Here is a 15,870-nt window from a genome sequence, read left to right on the forward strand (position 1 = left end):
GCGGCTATTCCTTCCAGGCGCGCGATACGTCGATCATTCCGCTGTACATCTTGGGCAGTCCCTTGAGCTTCGCGCTCGAGATCGCGTAGTAGGTGTTCTGGAAAGTCCAGAACCAGATCGCCTCCTTGTTGATCAGCCGCGTGATCGCGCAATAGTCGTCGATGCGCTTGTTCTGGTCGGCGGTGACCCGCGCACGCTCGAGCAGTTTATCGAGCTCCGGATTCGAGTAGTTGGCGAGAGCCACCGGGCTTCCCGTCTTGAAGTTGGAGTACATCTGAATATCGGGATCGGCGAGATCGACGATGCGCCAGGGCGTTAACTGGAACTGGCGCATGAAGGCACGCGGCGGAATGGTGGCCTGGTCGACCTGCTCGATCTCCATCTCGGCGCCGGCCCGCTTCCAGAACTGTTGCAGCACCTGGCCAATGGTGCGCCCACGGGGCGTCGCCGTGACGAGCATCTTGAATTCGACAGGCTTGCCGTAATCCTTGATCAGCGCCTTGGCCTTCTCAAGGTCTTCGGGAAGCGCACCGTCGTCCTTGCATTTGACCCAGGAGCCGGCACCATAGGGGTTGCTCGCGGGCCTTGCGAGGCCATTCGTGATCGCCTGCGACATCTTCTTGCGGTCAAGCGCCATTACCAATGCCTGGCGCACGCGCAGGTCGTCGAATGGCGCGACCTTGGTGTTGAAGGCGTAGACCTGCGCACCGGACCCCTCGTATGTGTGCACCGTCAGCTTGGAATCTTTTTGGGCCTTCTGGATATTGTCGGCGCTGTATTCGTCATCCCAGATCAGGTCGACCTCGCCCGATTGCAGGCTGGCGAAGCGCGATTGCGCGTCAGGCAGCGGCTTCAGCGTGATGCGGTCGAAGTAGACCTTGTCCTTGTCCCAGTAATCCGGGTTCTTCTCCAGGATCATGCGGTCGCCGGCGGTCCAGGATTTCAGAATGTAGGGACCGGTGCCGACGGGATTGCGGTTGTAATCGTCGCCCTTCGTCTTCCACGCGGTCGGGGAGTGTATCGCGTTGGTCTGGCTCGCGTAGGACACCAACGCTGGGAAGTTCACCGACGGGTCATTGAGGTTATAGACCAACGTCAGCTCGTCCGGTGCCTGAACGTTGTTGACGTTGGAGACATAGAAGGCGCAGCGGCACTTGTTGGCGGGATCTTTCTGCCGGTCGAAATTCGCCTTGAAAGCTGCGGCATTGAACGGCGTGCCATCGTGGAACTTGACGCCAGGACGCAGCTTGAAGGTCCACATCTTGAAGTCCTCGGAGGGCTCCCAGGACAGTGCCAGCTTCGGCTGCGGCTTGCCGTTCGCATCGAGCGTGGTGAGCGTATCGAACAGCGCGGATGATGCGGTGAGTGCCGCAGCGTCGTAAACGCCGACCTTCAGCACATCGAAACCGGGGATATCGAGCTCGAGGCCGACGGTGATGCTTCCGCCCGGCTTCTGTGCGTTGGCGGGCATTGCCGACAACGCCACGCCAAATCCCGCCACAAGAAATATTCGCGCGAGCGCGCTCGAACGGATCGCCGCTTTCATTGATGTTCCCTCCGATGTGTCATCCGTCCGGTATTCCGGATCGTGATCGCTGCGGCAAGATTGTCTGGAATTTCTGTCGCGGGCAAGGCCGTTCGCAACCCGCGGATGAAACGCCGCAGGTTCATGTTTCGCTATGCGGATCGCGCCGTCAGCCGTGCGCGACAGTCTGCGTCTTGCCGGCAAAGGATGCGATTTCATCCTCCGTCAGGCCGGTCTCTTTCAGATAGGCACGCGTGTGCTCACCGAGCGTCGACATGCGTCTCGCCGCCGAAACTTTGGCGCCTGACATGCGGAACGGCAGGTTGAGCACCTTGAAGGTGCCGCCGCCGTCCTCGACCTCGGCCAACGCGCCGCGATGGGCGATCTGCGGATCGCGCAGCGCCTCGGCGACGGTACGGTAGGCCGATGACGGAACGCCGTGCACATTGAGGGCTGTGAGACACTGCTCGGTCGTGACGGTGCGCGACCACGCTTCGACGCCTTCGATCAGGCTCGTCCAGTTTTCCCGCCGATCGGAATATTTCGCAAAGCGCGGATCGCTCACCCACTCCGGGTGACCAATCACCTGCATCAGGCTCTGGAAAGTTTTCTCGCTGGCGATCGCCATCATGACGTAGCCGTCCGTCGTCTCGATCGGGCCGAACATCGGCCGCTGCGTCGGCTTCACCTCGAATTGCGACCATTGCAGTTCGTTCAGCGTCAGGCTCAGCATGGATTCCAGCATCGAGACGTCGATATGCTGGCCCTGCCCGGTCGCGTTACGCTGATACAGCGCGGCCGAGATCGCGCCGAACGCATAGACGCCGGTGAGCACGTCGGCGTGGTAGATGCCGCAATAATCCGGCCGGCTTCGTCCCGGCTGGTACGCCAGATGCGCCATCTCATAGCCCGAGGCCGCGTGAATCACCGGCGCATAGGCCGGCAGTTCGGCCGACGGCCCGGTCTGGCCGTATCCCGAGATCGAGCAATAGATCAGCTTCGGGTTGACCTCATGCAGCGAAGCATGATCGAGCTTCAATCGCCGCATCACGCCGGGACGGAAATTTTCCACCAGCACATCCGCGGTCGCGACCAGCCGGCGGACCGCCTCCAATCCCTTGGGCGACTTCAAATCCAGAACCAGGCTGTTCTTGCCGACATTGAGCTGGCCGAAGGCGGTCGAGCAATTATTTCGCACCGGCGGGCGGGTCCGCATCGTCTCGCCTTCCTCGGTCTCGATCTTGATAACCTCCGCTCCCATATCGGCGAGCATTCGTGTACAATGGGGTCCGGCAATCGTGGTGGAGAAATCGAGGACCCGCAGGCCTGCGAAGCTGCCTGTCGCATTCCTCTGATCATTGCCGGTTATTGTCATTGCGTGAAACTCCTTCGGCCTTTTGCGGCCATTCGTTTTTGGTGGTGGCCTGACCCTAAATTGTGCAGCGTCGACAGGAAAGTAGTTCGCTAAGGAACGACGGCCCGGAGCGCGCGTTGTAACGGGTAAGGAAGTTGGACCCATTCTTGCATCAGTATCACCGCGGCTGGTACGAGGACGTTTGTCTTGAAGGTCTTGTTCGTCACCACTGAAATGGATGACTTCGTCCGGGTGGGCGGTCTCGCAGCCGTTTCCGCCGCCCTGCCCCGGGCGCTGCGCCGCTGGAGTGATGTCCGGATCATGCTGCCCGGTTATCGGGACATCATCGAACAGTTCACCCACATTGAAATCGTTGGGGAATGCCCCGCTCTGGCGGAGATGCCGGCCTGTTCGCTCGGGCGGGCATCGACCAAGGATGGCCTGCCGGTTTACGTCCTGCTCTGCCCGCAACTTTACGACCGGCCGGGCAATCCCTATGGCGACGAATCCGGGCGCGACTGGCCGGACAACGACGTCAGGTTCGGCCGGTTTGCATCGGCTGCCGCCGAGCTTGCCGCGGGCACACTGGACAAGAATTGGGCAGCGGACCTGGTCCATGCCAACGACTGGCAGGCCGCGCTGGCACCGGCCTATCTGGCTTGGCGAGGCTCAAAGGTTCCCTCGATCCTGACCATCCACAACCTCGCCTATCAGGGGCTGTTCCCGCCGGACTCGCTGCGCCGGATTGGCGCGCCCGAAAGCTCCTTCCACATCGATGGGCTCGAGTTCTACGACCATGTCTCGTTCCTCAAGGGCGGCCTCGTCTACGCCTCGCACCTGACTACCGTCAGCGCCACCTATGCGAAGGAGATCACGACGCGCGAACTCGGCTGCGGGCTCGAAGGCCTGCTGCAGCAGCGCTCGGACGCCGCGCAACTGACCGGCATCTTGAACGGCATCGACGAGAGCTGGGATCCCAGCGCCTGTGCGCATCTGGCGCAGACGTTCGCCCCCGGCGACTGGGAGGGCAAGCAGGCGAACGCCGACTATGTTCGCAAGCAGTTCGGCCTGGCGCTGTCGCGCGGTCCGCTGTTTGGCCTGGTTGCCCGGCTGGTTCACCAGAAAGGCGTGGATCTCGTCTTGTCCGCCGCCGACGAAATCATCGAGGCCGGCGGACAGATCGTGGTGACCGGCAGCGGCGAGGCCCAGATCGAACAGGCGCTGGTCAACGCGCACCGCCGCAGGCCGGATGCGATCGGCGTCGTGATCGGCTTCAACGACGCCCAGGCGCGCCGGATTTTTGCCGGCAGCGATTTCACGCTGATGCCGTCGCGGTTCGAACCGTGCGGGCTGAGCCAGATGTATGCGCAGCGGTTTGGGTCGCTGCCGATCGGTCACCAGACCGGCGGGCTGGCGGAAACCATCCAGGACGGCGAAACCGGCTTCCTGTTTCCGAAGCCGTCCGCGGAGTCCTTCCTCGGCGGCGTCAGGCGCGCGTTCGATACGTTCCGCGCCAAGGACCGCCTCGATGCAATGCGGCGCAGCGCCATGGCGCGGTCCTTTAGCTGGGATCTGTCGGCGGCCTGCTACAGCGCGCTGTATCGCAAGACGATCGCGCCTTCCATCATCGCGTAAGCCATCGGCGATCGCGTCACAGCCGCACGCGTCACGCTTGATCCTCGGTCCGCCGGGTCTCCGGCATGAACAGCCAGATTACCGTCAAGCCAAGCGCTGCGATCCCGGCCAGCCCGATGAAGGCCGTGCTGCTGCCGAAGGTGTCGCTGATATAGCCCGCCAGCACCGTGCTCAATGACGCGCCGATGCCGGTCGCGGTTCCGACAACGCCTTGCGCCAGATTGAAGTGGCCGCTTCCGAAGGCGACATCGGCCACGATCAGCGGGATCATCACGCTGAGCACCGCCGCGGTGATGCCGTCGAACACCTGCACCGCGACCAGAACATAGGGATCGCTCACCACCGAAAACAGCAGGCCGCGGATCGCCAACGCGCCGAACGCCAGCAGCAGCAGGGGCCGCCTGCCCCATATCTGCGCCTTGCGGCCAACCGACGGCGAGGTCAAGGCCACGATGGCTTGCGGCACGATGATGCAGGCCGCAATCAGCACCGGCGCCCATTGGCTCGATCGCGTCGTGACGACGCCGGCCATCAGCGGCAGCATGGCGGCGTTCGCGAGCTGAAACAGCAGCACGCCGCCGGCAAAGATCAGCAGCGGACGCTGGCGCAGCAGATGGAAAACGCTGGTGGCCTCTTGATCGGGAACCTCACGCACGACGGCGCCGTGGGATTGCGCCACGTCGATTTCCTGCCCACGGATCCGGGAGAGCGCCAGCAATGTCGGGATCGTCAGAAGGAAGGTAACGATAAACACCGCCTGGTTCGACAGCAGGTAACCGGTCGCGCCCATAAGCGCCGCCGCCGAGCCGTTGCCAAGCGATGCGAAGCGGGCGTTGCGCCCGAGCCGTTCCCCAATCGCGTATGGCCCAACCAGGCCAAGGCTGATCGCCGCAATCGCCGGACCCAGCACGCAGCTCGCCAGCGCATGCAGCGTCGCCGCGGCCGTCACAACCGGAAAGATCGGCCAAAACGCATAGGCCAGCGCAGCGCAGCCAATGGTGGCGACCGCCAAACCCGCCATCAACCGCTCCGAACGCGCGGCATCGACGATGGCGCCGCCCGGCATCTGCCCGAGCAGACCGATGATGCCGCCGATCGACAGCACGAAGCCGATCTCGACCTGCGTCCATTTCTGCGTGGTCAGATAGACCGCAATGAACGGGCCAAAACCGGTCTGAACGTCGGCGAGAAAGAAGATGAACCAGTCGAGGCCGCGCTGGCTTTCGCGCGACGGTTTTGGTTTGCTGCCGGGCGCAGGCGGCAGCGGCAAAACATTGCCCTCGCCGGCGGATCGCCCGCGGCGATCGTCGTCAATCCGATCGAACGATTGGGAAGGACGTGCGACCAGGCTGCTGCTCCTCCTTATTCAGGCATGAACTCCGGGCAAATGCGTCGCGTTTGTCCCGGGGAAAACCGGTAGCGACTGTTCCGGACCATGCGCTAGTGATCGAAATCCCACGGCTGCAAACGGCCGGCCGCACCGAGAACGATGACCGGCGCGTCCTCTTTGTATTCGGGCGCCGCCGCGACCTGCGCCTTGGTCAGTTCAAGCGTGATGCTGTCACGCTTGTTGGCAACGCCGCCGAAACGCAGCGCGCCCCAGTCGACGACGATCTTCCGGCTGCCGACGCCGAGAAAACCGCCGAAATCGATCACCGCGGCGCGCACGTTGCCTTCGCGGTCCACGATCGCATCGACGATGCGCCCCATGTCTTCGTTCGCCGCGCTGCGGACCTCGCGGCCGAGGATGCCGTGGGCATCCTTGGCGCCGATCACGGTAACCGACGGCGGCGGTGCAGGCTCCTTTGCCTTTACGGCATCCTGCGGCGCGGTGCGGCTACCCTGCGTCGCGCCGGAGTCCTCCGCCGCCGAAACCGCCGGACTGCCGGCTAATCCAGCGATCAGAAACAGAATGAGAATACCAATGCGCATGTGGCCCTCCTGACTCTTAGATGCATGAGCCGCGCATGGCTCCTAATGCGTCAATACAATCGACACCTGAATCTGACCGCGGGTTCGCACCACCTCGAGCGACACTTCATCGCCGTGACGGCGAACCCTCAAATCGACGCTGGAAGGCCCGAGCCGCAGATCGCGCAGCAGCACCTCGTTGAGGAATTCCGGCAGGCGCGGATCGCGAAGACGGATCTCGCCGCGCGCGGCATCGAATTCTAGACCGAGCGCCGCTTCCAGCAGGCTGAATGGCGTCGCGCTGGCCCAGGCCTGCGGCGCGCAGGCGACGGGATAGAGCACCGGTCCGCGCCGCCTTTCGCGCTGGAATCCGCAGAACAATTCCGGCAGCCGCCGCAGGTCCATGTAGCTCGCGGCATCGAACAGGCCCTTGAACAAATGCGCCACCGAATGCTTCAGGCCGTAGCGCGCGAAGCCAAGCGCGATCAGCGCATTGTCGTGCGGCCAGATCGATCCATCGTGATAGGACATCGGGTTGTAGCGGGCTTCGCCGCGCGCAACGGTGCGGATACCCCATCCCGAAAAGAATTTCTGGCTCATCAGATCGGCCGCGACCCGCCGGGCACGATCGGTGCGGACGATGCCGGTGAAGAGAAGCTGGCCGGCATTCGACGTTCGCACCTTGCACTGCCGCTTGGCGCCGTCGAGCGCCAGCGCGTAAGTGCCGAGTTCCTCGCACCAGAACGCCGCCTCGAAGCGCTCGGCAAGCAGTAGCGCCGCGGATTCGAGCTGCGCCGCCTGATCGATCAACCCCAGGCGCCGGGCGCAGCGCGACGCCAGCCGCTTGCCGGCAAAGACATATCCCTGAACCTCCGCCAGCGCGATGTAGCCTTCGGCGAGTTGCCCATCGGCATGAAAGATCGCGTCGAAGGAATCCTTCCAGCCCTGGTTGGCAAGCCCCTGCTCGGTCGCGCGCTGGTACTCGACGAAGCCGTCCTTGTCGGGATCGCCGGGGCCGTCGATCCATTGCAACGCCGCCTCGATCGCAGGCCATAGCTCGGCCAGCGTTTCGTCGTCGCCGGTGCGTTCGACATAAAGACCGGCCAGCAGCACGAAAAGCGAGGTCGAATCGACGCTGCCGTAATACTGTGCGAACGGCACCTCGCGCAGCGCGGCCATCTCGCCCCCGCGCATCTCGTGCAGGATCTTGCCGGGTTCGGCATCGGCGAGCGGATCTGTGGTCTTGGCCTGGAAGAAAGCGAGCCGCCGCAGCACGCCCTGGGCAATACGTGGATCGATCCACAGCATTTGCAGCGCGGTGATCAATCCGTCGCGGCCGAACGTGGTCGAATACCAGGGAATGCCCGCATAGGGGTACCGCCCCTGCGGCGTTTCGGTCATCAGCATGTTGAGGTCGGCCATCGCCTGGCACAACACTTCGTTGAAGATATCGTTCGATGTTTCGATGCTGGCCGCACCCGATGTCGAGCGCCGCATCTCGCGACGGTGTGCCAGCAAGCCGCGGAAGAACGGCACCGGCTTCTGCATGATCGGCTTGTTGCAGGATACCGCAACGAACAATGCGGTCGCTTCCTTCGGCTCCAGCTCGAAATGAAAGGTCGCCGAGTGGGTGGCGAGCCGGGTCGGCCGCGGCTCGAAATGCAGGGCGGTAATGCGGATCTGGCCGTCGAGCCCGCTATATTCCAGCACGACATCGGCGGGGCCGAGCAACCGGCTGGAGCCCACTCCCCGGCGCGGCCGTCGCTCGCCGCGCACCTCGAACAAATCGGCGAAATCATTGTCGAACAACAGCGTCAGGTCGAAGCTCGCCGGCAGGTCGCCGTGATTTTGCAGGGCGATGCGCTGGTAGGCCGTGCCGCGCCACAGGAAAATCGAGCGTACGATGTGCAGCGTGTCCTTCTGCAGCACCAGCCTGCCGTTGCGGTAAACGTCGGAATTGGTGAGGTCGACGGTCAGCGCCGAATTGTCGTCGCGCAGATTGGAACCGAGCAACAGCGGCTGGACCTCATCGAGCACCATCTCCAGCCGGGCGAGATAGCGCGTATCGGCATTGAACAGGCCGTCGGGCCCGCCGGCAGAGGCGCCGATATCGCCGTGACTGTCCAGGACGATGAAGGTGTCGTCGTGCTTGAGCGAGCGGCGCTGCCGCGTCGCCGGGCCCGTCATCGGGATGTAGAACGGCGATTCCGCGACGTGCTCGGCAGCCTCAATGGTGATGAGTTGAGTGACTTCGGCCGTCATTTGAACCTCAAGCGATTTTCCTGCGTTGCGATGGACGCATCGGGACGCAAACGCTACTGGCGCAGATCAGGCCGCATGAGTGGCCAGGCGGCCGATTTCGCGCGCGACCAGTTCGCGGTACGGGCCCCTTCCCTGTACCAGAATATCCGGCGGTCCGTCTTCGATGATCCGCCCGCCCTGCAGCACCACGACGCGGTCGAAATTGCGCAGGGTGGCAAGGCGATGGGCGATGGCAATCACCGTGCGTCCGCGCATCAGCCGCGACAACGCCTCGCGGATCGCCTCTTCGGATTCGCTGTCGAGCGCAGCGGTCGCTTCATCCAGCAACAGGATCGGCGCGTCCTTCAGAAAGGCGCGCGCGATGGCGATGCGCTGCCGCTGCCCGCCGGAGACCTTGATACCGCGATCGCCGACCATGGTCGCCATGCCCTCGGGGAGATTCTCGATGAAATCGCAACGCGCCGCGATTGCCGCGCGCAGCACCTCGTCATCGGTCGCGTTCGGCCGTCCGTAACGGATGTTTTCCATGATCGAGCGGTGGAACAACGAGATGTCCTGCGGCACTACCGAGATCGCCTCGCGCAGGCTTTGCTGCGTCACCCGCGAAATGTCCTGGCCGTCGATCGTGATGCTGCCGCGCTGGATATCATAGAACCGCTGCAACAGCGCGAACAGGCTGGACTTTCCGCCGCCGGAATGACCGACCAAGCCGACCCGTTGTCCCGGCTGAATGCGCAAGGCGAACTTCTCGAACACCTGAACGCCGCCTGGATAGTGGAAGCCGACATTGTTGAAGGCGACGGCGGCGCCGCTGCGGACCAGCGGCTCGGCCTCGGGATGATCCTTCAACTCGTGCGGCAGCAGCAGGGTCGCGATCGCTTCGGTCAGGCGAGCGACGTGCTGGGTCACATCGACCAGCGCCACCGCAAGGTCGCGCGTCGCGCTCAGGATCGAAAGCCCGAGCGTACAAACCAGCACGACGTCGCCGGTGGTCGCCGCACCCTGCTGCCAGAGCGTGATGACCCACGCCAGCAGCGCAATGGTCAGCAGGATTGTCACGACGGCGTGAAGCAGCCGCAGCTTCTCGAGATAGCGCAGACTGCGTCCACGGGCGTCGAGTTCCCGCTCGACGGTGGCGTCGAAGCGATCGTGTTCGTAGCTGAGGCCGCAGAACGCGCGGACCAGCGGCAGGTTGCTGATGACGTCGACCATCTCGCCGTCCACCGCAGCCGCTTTGTCGGCGAAGTCGTCATGCAGCGGCCTGCCGGCCGCGGCGAGGTGGAACATCGCCATCAGCATGATACCTGCGATGACGATCAGCCCCGCGGACATCGCAAGGCTGACGGTTCCGATCAGGAGGATTGCCGAAATCGTCGCGATACACGGCGGCAACACGTTCCAGACAAACATGTTTTCAACGGTGAACACCGCGTTGGAAGTCGCGGTGATACGGCTGGTGAGCATGCCCGGCAGCCGATCGGAGAAATAACTGGGAGCGTGACCGGTCAGATGGCGGAACATGTCGCGGCGGAGATCGCCGGTGACGCCAACAAAGGTGAAGCTCGCTGTCCAGCTTGCCACCCGCCACAAGAGATTGTCGGCGGCGATCAGCGACATGAGGAAAGCGAATGCCAGCCATACGCTGCTCGCGTGCGACGAACCGGCCGTCAGGCTGTCGACCAGATTCTTCACACCGTATTGCGTGCCCACCGAGCAGGCAACCGCTGCAGCGACGGCAGACACGATGACCACATGGGCCGCGCGACGCCGGCGCAGATAGCGCAGCACGAATGGAAACGGCCGTCGCACATATCCTGAGAGATTGTCCATGAGTTCTGCAAACCTGTTGAGAGTGAACGAGAATCCCTAACGTGCTTCGCACACGACGACGTGAAGAATACCGCTTCGGGTTTCCGTGCGCGTGGCCATCACTGCGCAACAATTCTGCAGCATCGAGACGGCCGTAGTTTTGTTCGTGTCAGATGGCATCAGCAAGACAGCCGTGTGGAGGAAGCAAGATGTGCTGACAGAAGGAACTTCGCAGATGCGGGAACGTTCCCGCTACTGGCACGCCGGTGTCTGGCACGTCGGTGTCGATCGTGGGCTAAGGGCTTTGTTCAACCACCATTCCAAAAAGGAGACGCAAATATGCGCATCGCGCAGGTCGCCCCGCTGACGGAGGCTGTCCCCCCCAAATTGTACGGCGGCACCGAGCGGGTGGTGCACTGGCTGACTGAGGAACTTGTGGCATTGGGGCACGACGTCACGCTGTTCGCCAGCGGCGACTCACGCACCTCAGCGAAACTCGACGCGATGTGGCCGAAAGCGCTGCGCCTCGACGGCTCAGTGCGGGATCCCAATGCGCTGCATATGGTGATGCTGGAGCGCGTGCGGCAAAAATGCGACGATGAAGAGTTCGATTTTCTGCACTTTCATCTCGACTACTATCCATTCTCGCTGTTCTACCGGCAGCCGACGCCGTTCCTGACGACACTGCATGGCAGGCTCGACCTGCCGGAGCATCAACCGGTATTCAGCACCTTCTCCAAGGTTCCGGTGATCTCGATCTCCAACGCGCAGCGGCGCCCGGTACCGCAGGCCAACTGGGTGCGCACCATTCACCATGGATTGCCGGAGGGATTGCTGACGCCGCAGCCGGTGCAGCCGTCGTATCTCGCCGTGCTCGGGCGGATCGCGCCGGAAAAGGGCGTGGATCGCGCCATCCGCATTGCCACAAGATGCGGCATTCCGCTCAAGATCGCAGCCAAGGTCGATCGCGCGGACCAGGACTATTACGATGAGTTGATCTCCCCGCTCATCAAGGCCAATCCGCTGGTCGAATATATCGGCGAGATCTCGGACCGCGAGAAATCCGATTTCCTGTCGGGTGCGATCGGCTTGCTGGTCCCGATCGACTGGCCGGAGCCGTTCGGCCTCGTGATGATCGAAGCCATGGCCTGCGGCACGCCCGTGATCGCCTATAATCGCGGTTCGGTCCCGGAGATCATCGACCCCGGTCTCACCGGCTTCGTCGTGGAAGACGAGACCAGCGCGGTTGCCGTGGTCGATCGCCTTTCCGCGCTGGACCGAACTGCGATCCGCAAGCAGTTCGAGGTCCGCTTCACCGCGCGTCGCATGGCGCTGGATTATCTTGCCGCGTATCGCGGCCTGATGGAGGAAGCCGAGCCGCGCATCAAGCTGGTGAGCAGCGCCGAGTAGCGTGACAAAGGTCGCCGTCATTGCGCGGCCGTAGGGTGGGCAAAGGCGCACTTGCGCCGTGCCCACCATCTATCCTCGACGCGAAAGAATGGTGGGCACGCTTCGCTTTGCCCACCCTACTGGTTCATCAACTCACCGCCGTCCGTTTCGGCTCGACGATCTCGAACATTCGCGGGAATTCGTCCATCAACGTCATCAACTCGGCGAGCCGCATAGCATCGCCGCTGACCTTGATCTTGCCGGAGGCGACTGCTTCCGGGAATGTCGTCAGCTTCGCGATCACTTCGTCGAGCACGCCGCGCGGCAGCGTGAAGCTGGCGTCGGCATCGGACGCTTGCGCGCCCGCGGCATAAGTCAGTGCGCAGTTTTCCAGATTGAGGATGAAGGCCTCATTGGTGTCGGCGAAATTCCAGTTCAGCACGATGCGCTTGCCTTCGGCCTTGGGGCCGTTGAGACGAACGCCGAGCACGTCCCATAGCTGCTCGGTGCGCAGCGCCGCCAGCGTTTCGCGCGGCATCGTCGAGCGTGGCGGCACCTTCGGCATGCCCTGCCGCAATTCCTGCGCGCCGAACAGGTAGGCGTTGCGCCAGGTCGAGCTCTCCGAGGCGTAGCCGAGCTGCTCGAACGTATCGGCGAGCATGGCGCGCGCCGCCTGGTTGTCGGGATCGGCAAACACCAGATGGCTCACCGCCTGCGCCACGAATCGAAATTCGCCTTTGGCAAAATCCTTGGCCGCGCGCGCTAGGATCGCGTCCGCACCGCCCATATACTCGACATATTTCCTGCCTGACTCCACCGGCGGCAGCGGATCGAGATTGACGGGATTGGCGTCGTACCAGCCGAGATATTTTTGGTAGATCGCCTTCACATTGTGCCTGATGTGGCCGTAGTAGCCGCGGCCGTGCCAGGCGCCCTCCAGACTCGCCGGCAAGCGAATGGCTTCCGCGATTTCGGTCGCGGTGAGCCCGTGGTTCATCAGGCGGATGGTCTGGTCATGCGAGAATTTATAGAGATCGCGCTGCTGGCGGATCATGGTGTCGATCCGCTCCTGCCCCCACACCGGCCAATGATGCTGGCCGCACATCGCATCCGCCTTGCCGCCCCACATCTGCAGGGCTTCACCGAGATACTTTGACCACGCCAGCGCGTCGCGCACATCGGCGCCGCGGAACGGCAGCAGATTGTGGAAATTATGCGTGCAGTTCTCCGCGAGGTTCAGGAGCTTGTAGCGTGGGATGAAGAAATGCATTTCCGCCGGGGCTTCGCTGTTCGGCGCCATCTGGAATTCGAATTCCACACCGTCGATGGTTCGCTTGTCGCCGGTTGCGATGATCAGATCAGTGGGGCGCAACAGCGCGACCGCACCCGCCGCCATGGTCTTGCCGAGCCCGCAATCGACCTGCCCGCGTACGCCCTTCGCCAGCAGCGGCCCGAACTGATACATCGCGCGGCGCAGCATCGCCGGCCCGGCGATGATGTTTTCCGAGACCGCATGCTCCATGAACAGATTGGGCGCGATGATCGGCACCTTGCCGCCGGCCAGCGTCTTGTCGTCGAGCACGCCGCGCGCGCCGCCCCAATGGTCGGTATGGGTGTGGGTGAAGATGACGGCGGCGACCGGCCGCTTTCCACGATGCTGGAAGTAGAGCTCCATCGCGGCCCGCGCGCCCTCGATCGAAGTCAGCGTATCCACCACGATCACGCCGCTGTCGCCCTCGATCAGCGTCATGTTGGCGATGTCGAGGCCGCGCACCTGGTAGACGCCGGGCACCACCTCGAACAGGCCGTGATGCATGTTGAGCCGCGACTGCCGCCAAAGGCTGGGGTCGACAGTCGGCGGGGCTTGTTCTGCGGAGAGGAAGCCGTATGGCTCCAGACTCCAGACCACCCTGCCCTGCGGCGACGTGATCCTGGCGTTCTCCACCGTGCCGAGGAAGCCGCGCGCGGCGTCGTCGAAATCTCTGACGTCGGAGAACGGCAGCGCCTTCAGCGTCGCTGCGTGCTGCGCGATGACGGAGGCGGAAGCCTCCTTTGGAGATTCCTTGGGGGTTTCCGTCGTGGCTGGTTGGCTCATTGTTGGGTACTCCCTTGCGCAAACAAAAATCGGAACGACGTCAGCGGAACTGCAGCCCCTCGAACTGGCCGCTGTTGCGCCATCCATCGATGTATTTGAAGTAGGCCATCGGGCCTGCGGGATGCCCGACATTGAGCTTGGCCGCCAGCCCGGGTTCACGTCCTTCATTGTTGTAGTAGCCCGGCGTGCAGTCGGGCGAGCCGATCATACGGCCCGCACCGGTCAACAGCAGTTCGACCCAGCGGTCCTCGGCTTCCCTGGTGACTTCGATCTCCTTGAAACCGTTCGCCTGTGCGTGCCGGATCATCAGCGCAATCGTCTTCGCAGCCTCGGTCAGATTGTGCGGCACATTGGAGATGAGATTGGCGCCCTGCGTCGGCTGCACGAAGAACGCGTTCGGAAAGCCGTGGACGTGGATGCCGTGCTTGGTGCGCATGCCCTCGGCCCAATGGTCCGATAGCTTGACGCCGCCACGGCCGGTCAGATCGAAGCCGGCGCGCCGCTTGTACTCGGTGCCGACCTCGAACCCCGAAGCGTAGATGATACAGTCTAGCGCGTATTCCTTGCCCGCGACCACGACGCCGTTCTTGGTGATGCGCTCGATGCCCTTGCCGTCAGTATCGACCAGATGCGTGCCCGGCGTGTTGAAGGCTTGAAGGTAGGAGTCATGGAAGCACGGCCGCTTGCAGAGCTGGCGATACCAGGCTTTCAGTTTCGTCGCCGTTTCGCGGTCGCTGACGATCGCATCGACCCGCGACCGGATTTCCTCCATCTTCTCGAAATCGGAATCCTCGAACGCCGCCAGCATGTTTTGTGGGATTCGCTGCTCGCGCGGCAGATCCATGATCTTGGCGCGAATTCGCCGCGACAGATCGGTCCAGCCGTCCTGCACCAGATCCTCTTCCGCGGAGCCGCCGGCCTGGTTGGCGGTAAAATTCTCCAGCCAGCGCTGCTGCCAGCCTGATGTCGCAATCCCCGAAAACCATTTCGGATCGATCGGCGCATTGGCTCTGATGTCGACGGATGACGGCGTGCGCTGGAAGACATAGAGCTCCTTGCAGGCGCGCGCGAGATGCGGCACGCACTGCACGGAAGTGGCGCCGGTGCCGATGATGCCGACGCGCTTGTCCGCCAGTTTTTCCATCGGCGCTCCCTTGGGATCGCCGCCCGTGTAGTCGTAGTCCCAGCGGCTGGTGTGGAACGAGTGCCCCTTGAACGACTCGATGCCTTCGATGCCGGGAAGTTTCGGCACGTGCAGCGGCCCGGTGCCCATGCCGACGAACTGCGCGGTGAAGGCATCGCCGCGGTTGGTGCGGATGGTCCAGCGCGATTTTGCCTCGTCCCAATCGAGGCTTACGACCTCGGTGTGGAAGAGCGCGTTGTCGTACAGGCCATATTGCTTGCCGATGCGCTGGCAGTGCGCGAGGATTTCCGGCGCATGCGCATATTTCTCCGAGGGCATGTGGCCGGTTTCTTCGAGCAGCGGCATGTAGACCATCGACGCCGTATCGCATTGCGCGCCGGGATACCTGTTCCAGTACCAGGTGCCGCCGAAGTCGCCGCCCTTCTCGATGATGCTGATATCCCTGACCCCGGCTTCCGACAGACGCGCGGCGGTGGCAAGCCCGGCAAAGCCGCCGCCGATGAAGGCGAAGGTGACGTGATCGGTCTTCGGCTCGCGCGCGGTAACCGGCGTATAGGGATCGTCGAGATAAGGCGCGAGCTGCCCCGCGACACGGAGATACTGGTCGTTACCATCGGGACGCAGCCGCTTGTTGCGCTCCTCGAGATATTTTTGGCGCAGCCGCTCCTTGTCGATCGCAGGGCTCTGCGAAGCCTTTGCTTGTTCAGTCATCGTCATCCGGAGCGCCTTTCAGAAAATTACGAGCG

The 15,870-nt window shown here is 63.2% G+C and carries 10 protein-coding genes; 2 read left to right on the forward strand and 8 right to left on the reverse strand.

Annotated features, from left to right (window positions below):
- Positions 1 to 4: 4 nt before the first annotated feature.
- On the reverse strand, positions 5 to 1,546 hold the full coding sequence (locus tag KIP88_RS01110; RefSeq protein ID WP_214485983.1) for an ABC transporter substrate-binding protein: 1,542 nt from the start codon (positions 1,544 to 1,546) through the stop codon (positions 5 to 7).
- Positions 1,547 to 1,694: 148 nt separating this feature from the next.
- Positions 1,695 to 2,900, reverse strand: a complete 1,206-nt coding sequence (locus KIP88_RS01115; RefSeq protein WP_214485984.1) for a CaiB/BaiF CoA-transferase family protein — start codon at positions 2,898 to 2,900, stop codon at positions 1,695 to 1,697.
- A 186-nt stretch (positions 2,901 to 3,086) separates the two neighbouring features.
- On the opposite strand from KIP88_RS01115, the gene glgA reads away from it, so the two are divergent.
- Positions 3,087 to 4,514 carry a glycogen synthase GlgA gene (gene glgA / locus KIP88_RS01120; RefSeq protein WP_214485985.1) on the forward strand — a complete coding sequence of 476 codons (1,428 nt, stop codon included), beginning with the start codon at positions 3,087 to 3,089 and terminating at the stop codon, positions 4,512 to 4,514.
- 31 nt (positions 4,515 to 4,545) lie between these two features.
- Here glgA and KIP88_RS01125 read toward each other — a convergent pair whose 3' ends face one another.
- From KIP88_RS01125 to KIP88_RS01140, 4 genes are all read right to left on the reverse strand, one after another.
- On the reverse strand, positions 4,546 to 5,784 hold the full coding sequence (locus tag KIP88_RS01125; RefSeq protein ID WP_214485986.1) for an MFS transporter: 1,239 nt from the start codon (positions 5,782 to 5,784) through the stop codon (positions 4,546 to 4,548).
- 170 nt (positions 5,785 to 5,954) lie between these two features.
- Positions 5,955 to 6,446 carry a PRC-barrel domain-containing protein gene (locus KIP88_RS01130; protein ID WP_214485987.1) on the reverse strand — a complete coding sequence of 164 codons (492 nt, stop codon included), beginning with the start codon at positions 6,444 to 6,446 and terminating at the stop codon, positions 5,955 to 5,957.
- 42 nt (positions 6,447 to 6,488) lie between these two features.
- Positions 6,489 to 8,687, reverse strand: coding sequence for an amylo-alpha-1,6-glucosidase (locus tag KIP88_RS01135; RefSeq protein ID WP_214485988.1), 2,199 nt, complete (start codon positions 8,685 to 8,687; stop codon positions 6,489 to 6,491).
- Between the two features lie 66 nt (positions 8,688 to 8,753).
- Positions 8,754 to 10,517 (reverse strand): ABC transporter ATP-binding protein, encoded by a 1,764-nt coding sequence (locus KIP88_RS01140; RefSeq protein ID WP_214485989.1) that lies wholly within the window; start codon positions 10,515 to 10,517, stop codon positions 8,754 to 8,756.
- A gap of 318 nt (positions 10,518 to 10,835) precedes the next feature.
- On the opposite strand from KIP88_RS01140, the gene KIP88_RS01145 reads away from it, so the two are divergent.
- Complete coding sequence (locus tag KIP88_RS01145) at positions 10,836 to 11,906, forward strand: glycosyltransferase family 4 protein (RefSeq protein ID WP_214485990.1); 1,071 nt, start codon at positions 10,836 to 10,838, stop codon at positions 11,904 to 11,906.
- Positions 11,907 to 12,033: 127 nt separating this feature from the next.
- On the opposite strand, the gene KIP88_RS01150 is transcribed toward KIP88_RS01145, so the two are convergent.
- A complete protein-coding gene (locus KIP88_RS01150) occupies positions 12,034 to 13,980 on the reverse strand; it encodes an alkyl/aryl-sulfatase (RefSeq protein ID WP_214485991.1) in 1,947 nt (648 codons plus the stop codon).
- A gap of 40 nt (positions 13,981 to 14,020) precedes the next feature.
- Positions 14,021 to 15,841 carry an NAD(P)/FAD-dependent oxidoreductase gene (locus tag KIP88_RS01155; RefSeq protein ID WP_214485992.1) on the reverse strand — a complete coding sequence of 607 codons (1,821 nt, stop codon included), beginning with the start codon at positions 15,839 to 15,841 and terminating at the stop codon, positions 14,021 to 14,023.
- Positions 15,842 to 15,870 lie beyond the last annotated feature (29 nt).

The organism is Bradyrhizobium sp. SRL28, assembly GCF_018596315.1.
In the GTDB taxonomy this organism is placed as follows: Bacteria; Pseudomonadota; Alphaproteobacteria; order Rhizobiales; family Xanthobacteraceae; genus Bradyrhizobium.

Excerpts from the sequence above, each read along its gene's own strand:
- KIP88_RS01140 (WP_214485989.1), bottom strand. The coding sequence starts at position 10,517 with ATGGACAATCTCTCAGGATATGTGCGACGGCCGTTTCCATTCGTGCTG.
- KIP88_RS01115 (WP_214485984.1), bottom strand. The coding sequence starts at position 2,900 with ATGACAATAACCGGCAATGATCAGAGGAATGCGACAGGCAGCTTCGCA.
- KIP88_RS01110 (WP_214485983.1), bottom strand. The coding sequence starts at position 1,546 with ATGAAAGCGGCGATCCGTTCGAGCGCGCTCGCGCGAATATTTCTTGTG.
- KIP88_RS01135 (WP_214485988.1), bottom strand. The coding sequence starts at position 8,687 with ATGACGGCCGAAGTCACTCAACTCATCACCATTGAGGCTGCCGAGCAC.
- KIP88_RS01145 (WP_214485990.1), top strand. The coding sequence starts at position 10,836 with ATGCGCATCGCGCAGGTCGCCCCGCTGACGGAGGCTGTCCCCCCCAAA.
- KIP88_RS01155 (WP_214485992.1), bottom strand. The coding sequence starts at position 15,841 with ATGACGATGACTGAACAAGCAAAGGCTTCGCAGAGCCCTGCGATCGAC.
- KIP88_RS01150 (WP_214485991.1), bottom strand. The coding sequence starts at position 13,980 with ATGAGCCAACCAGCCACGACGGAAACCCCCAAGGAATCTCCAAAGGAG.
- KIP88_RS01130 (WP_214485987.1), bottom strand. The coding sequence starts at position 6,446 with ATGCGCATTGGTATTCTCATTCTGTTTCTGATCGCTGGATTAGCCGGC.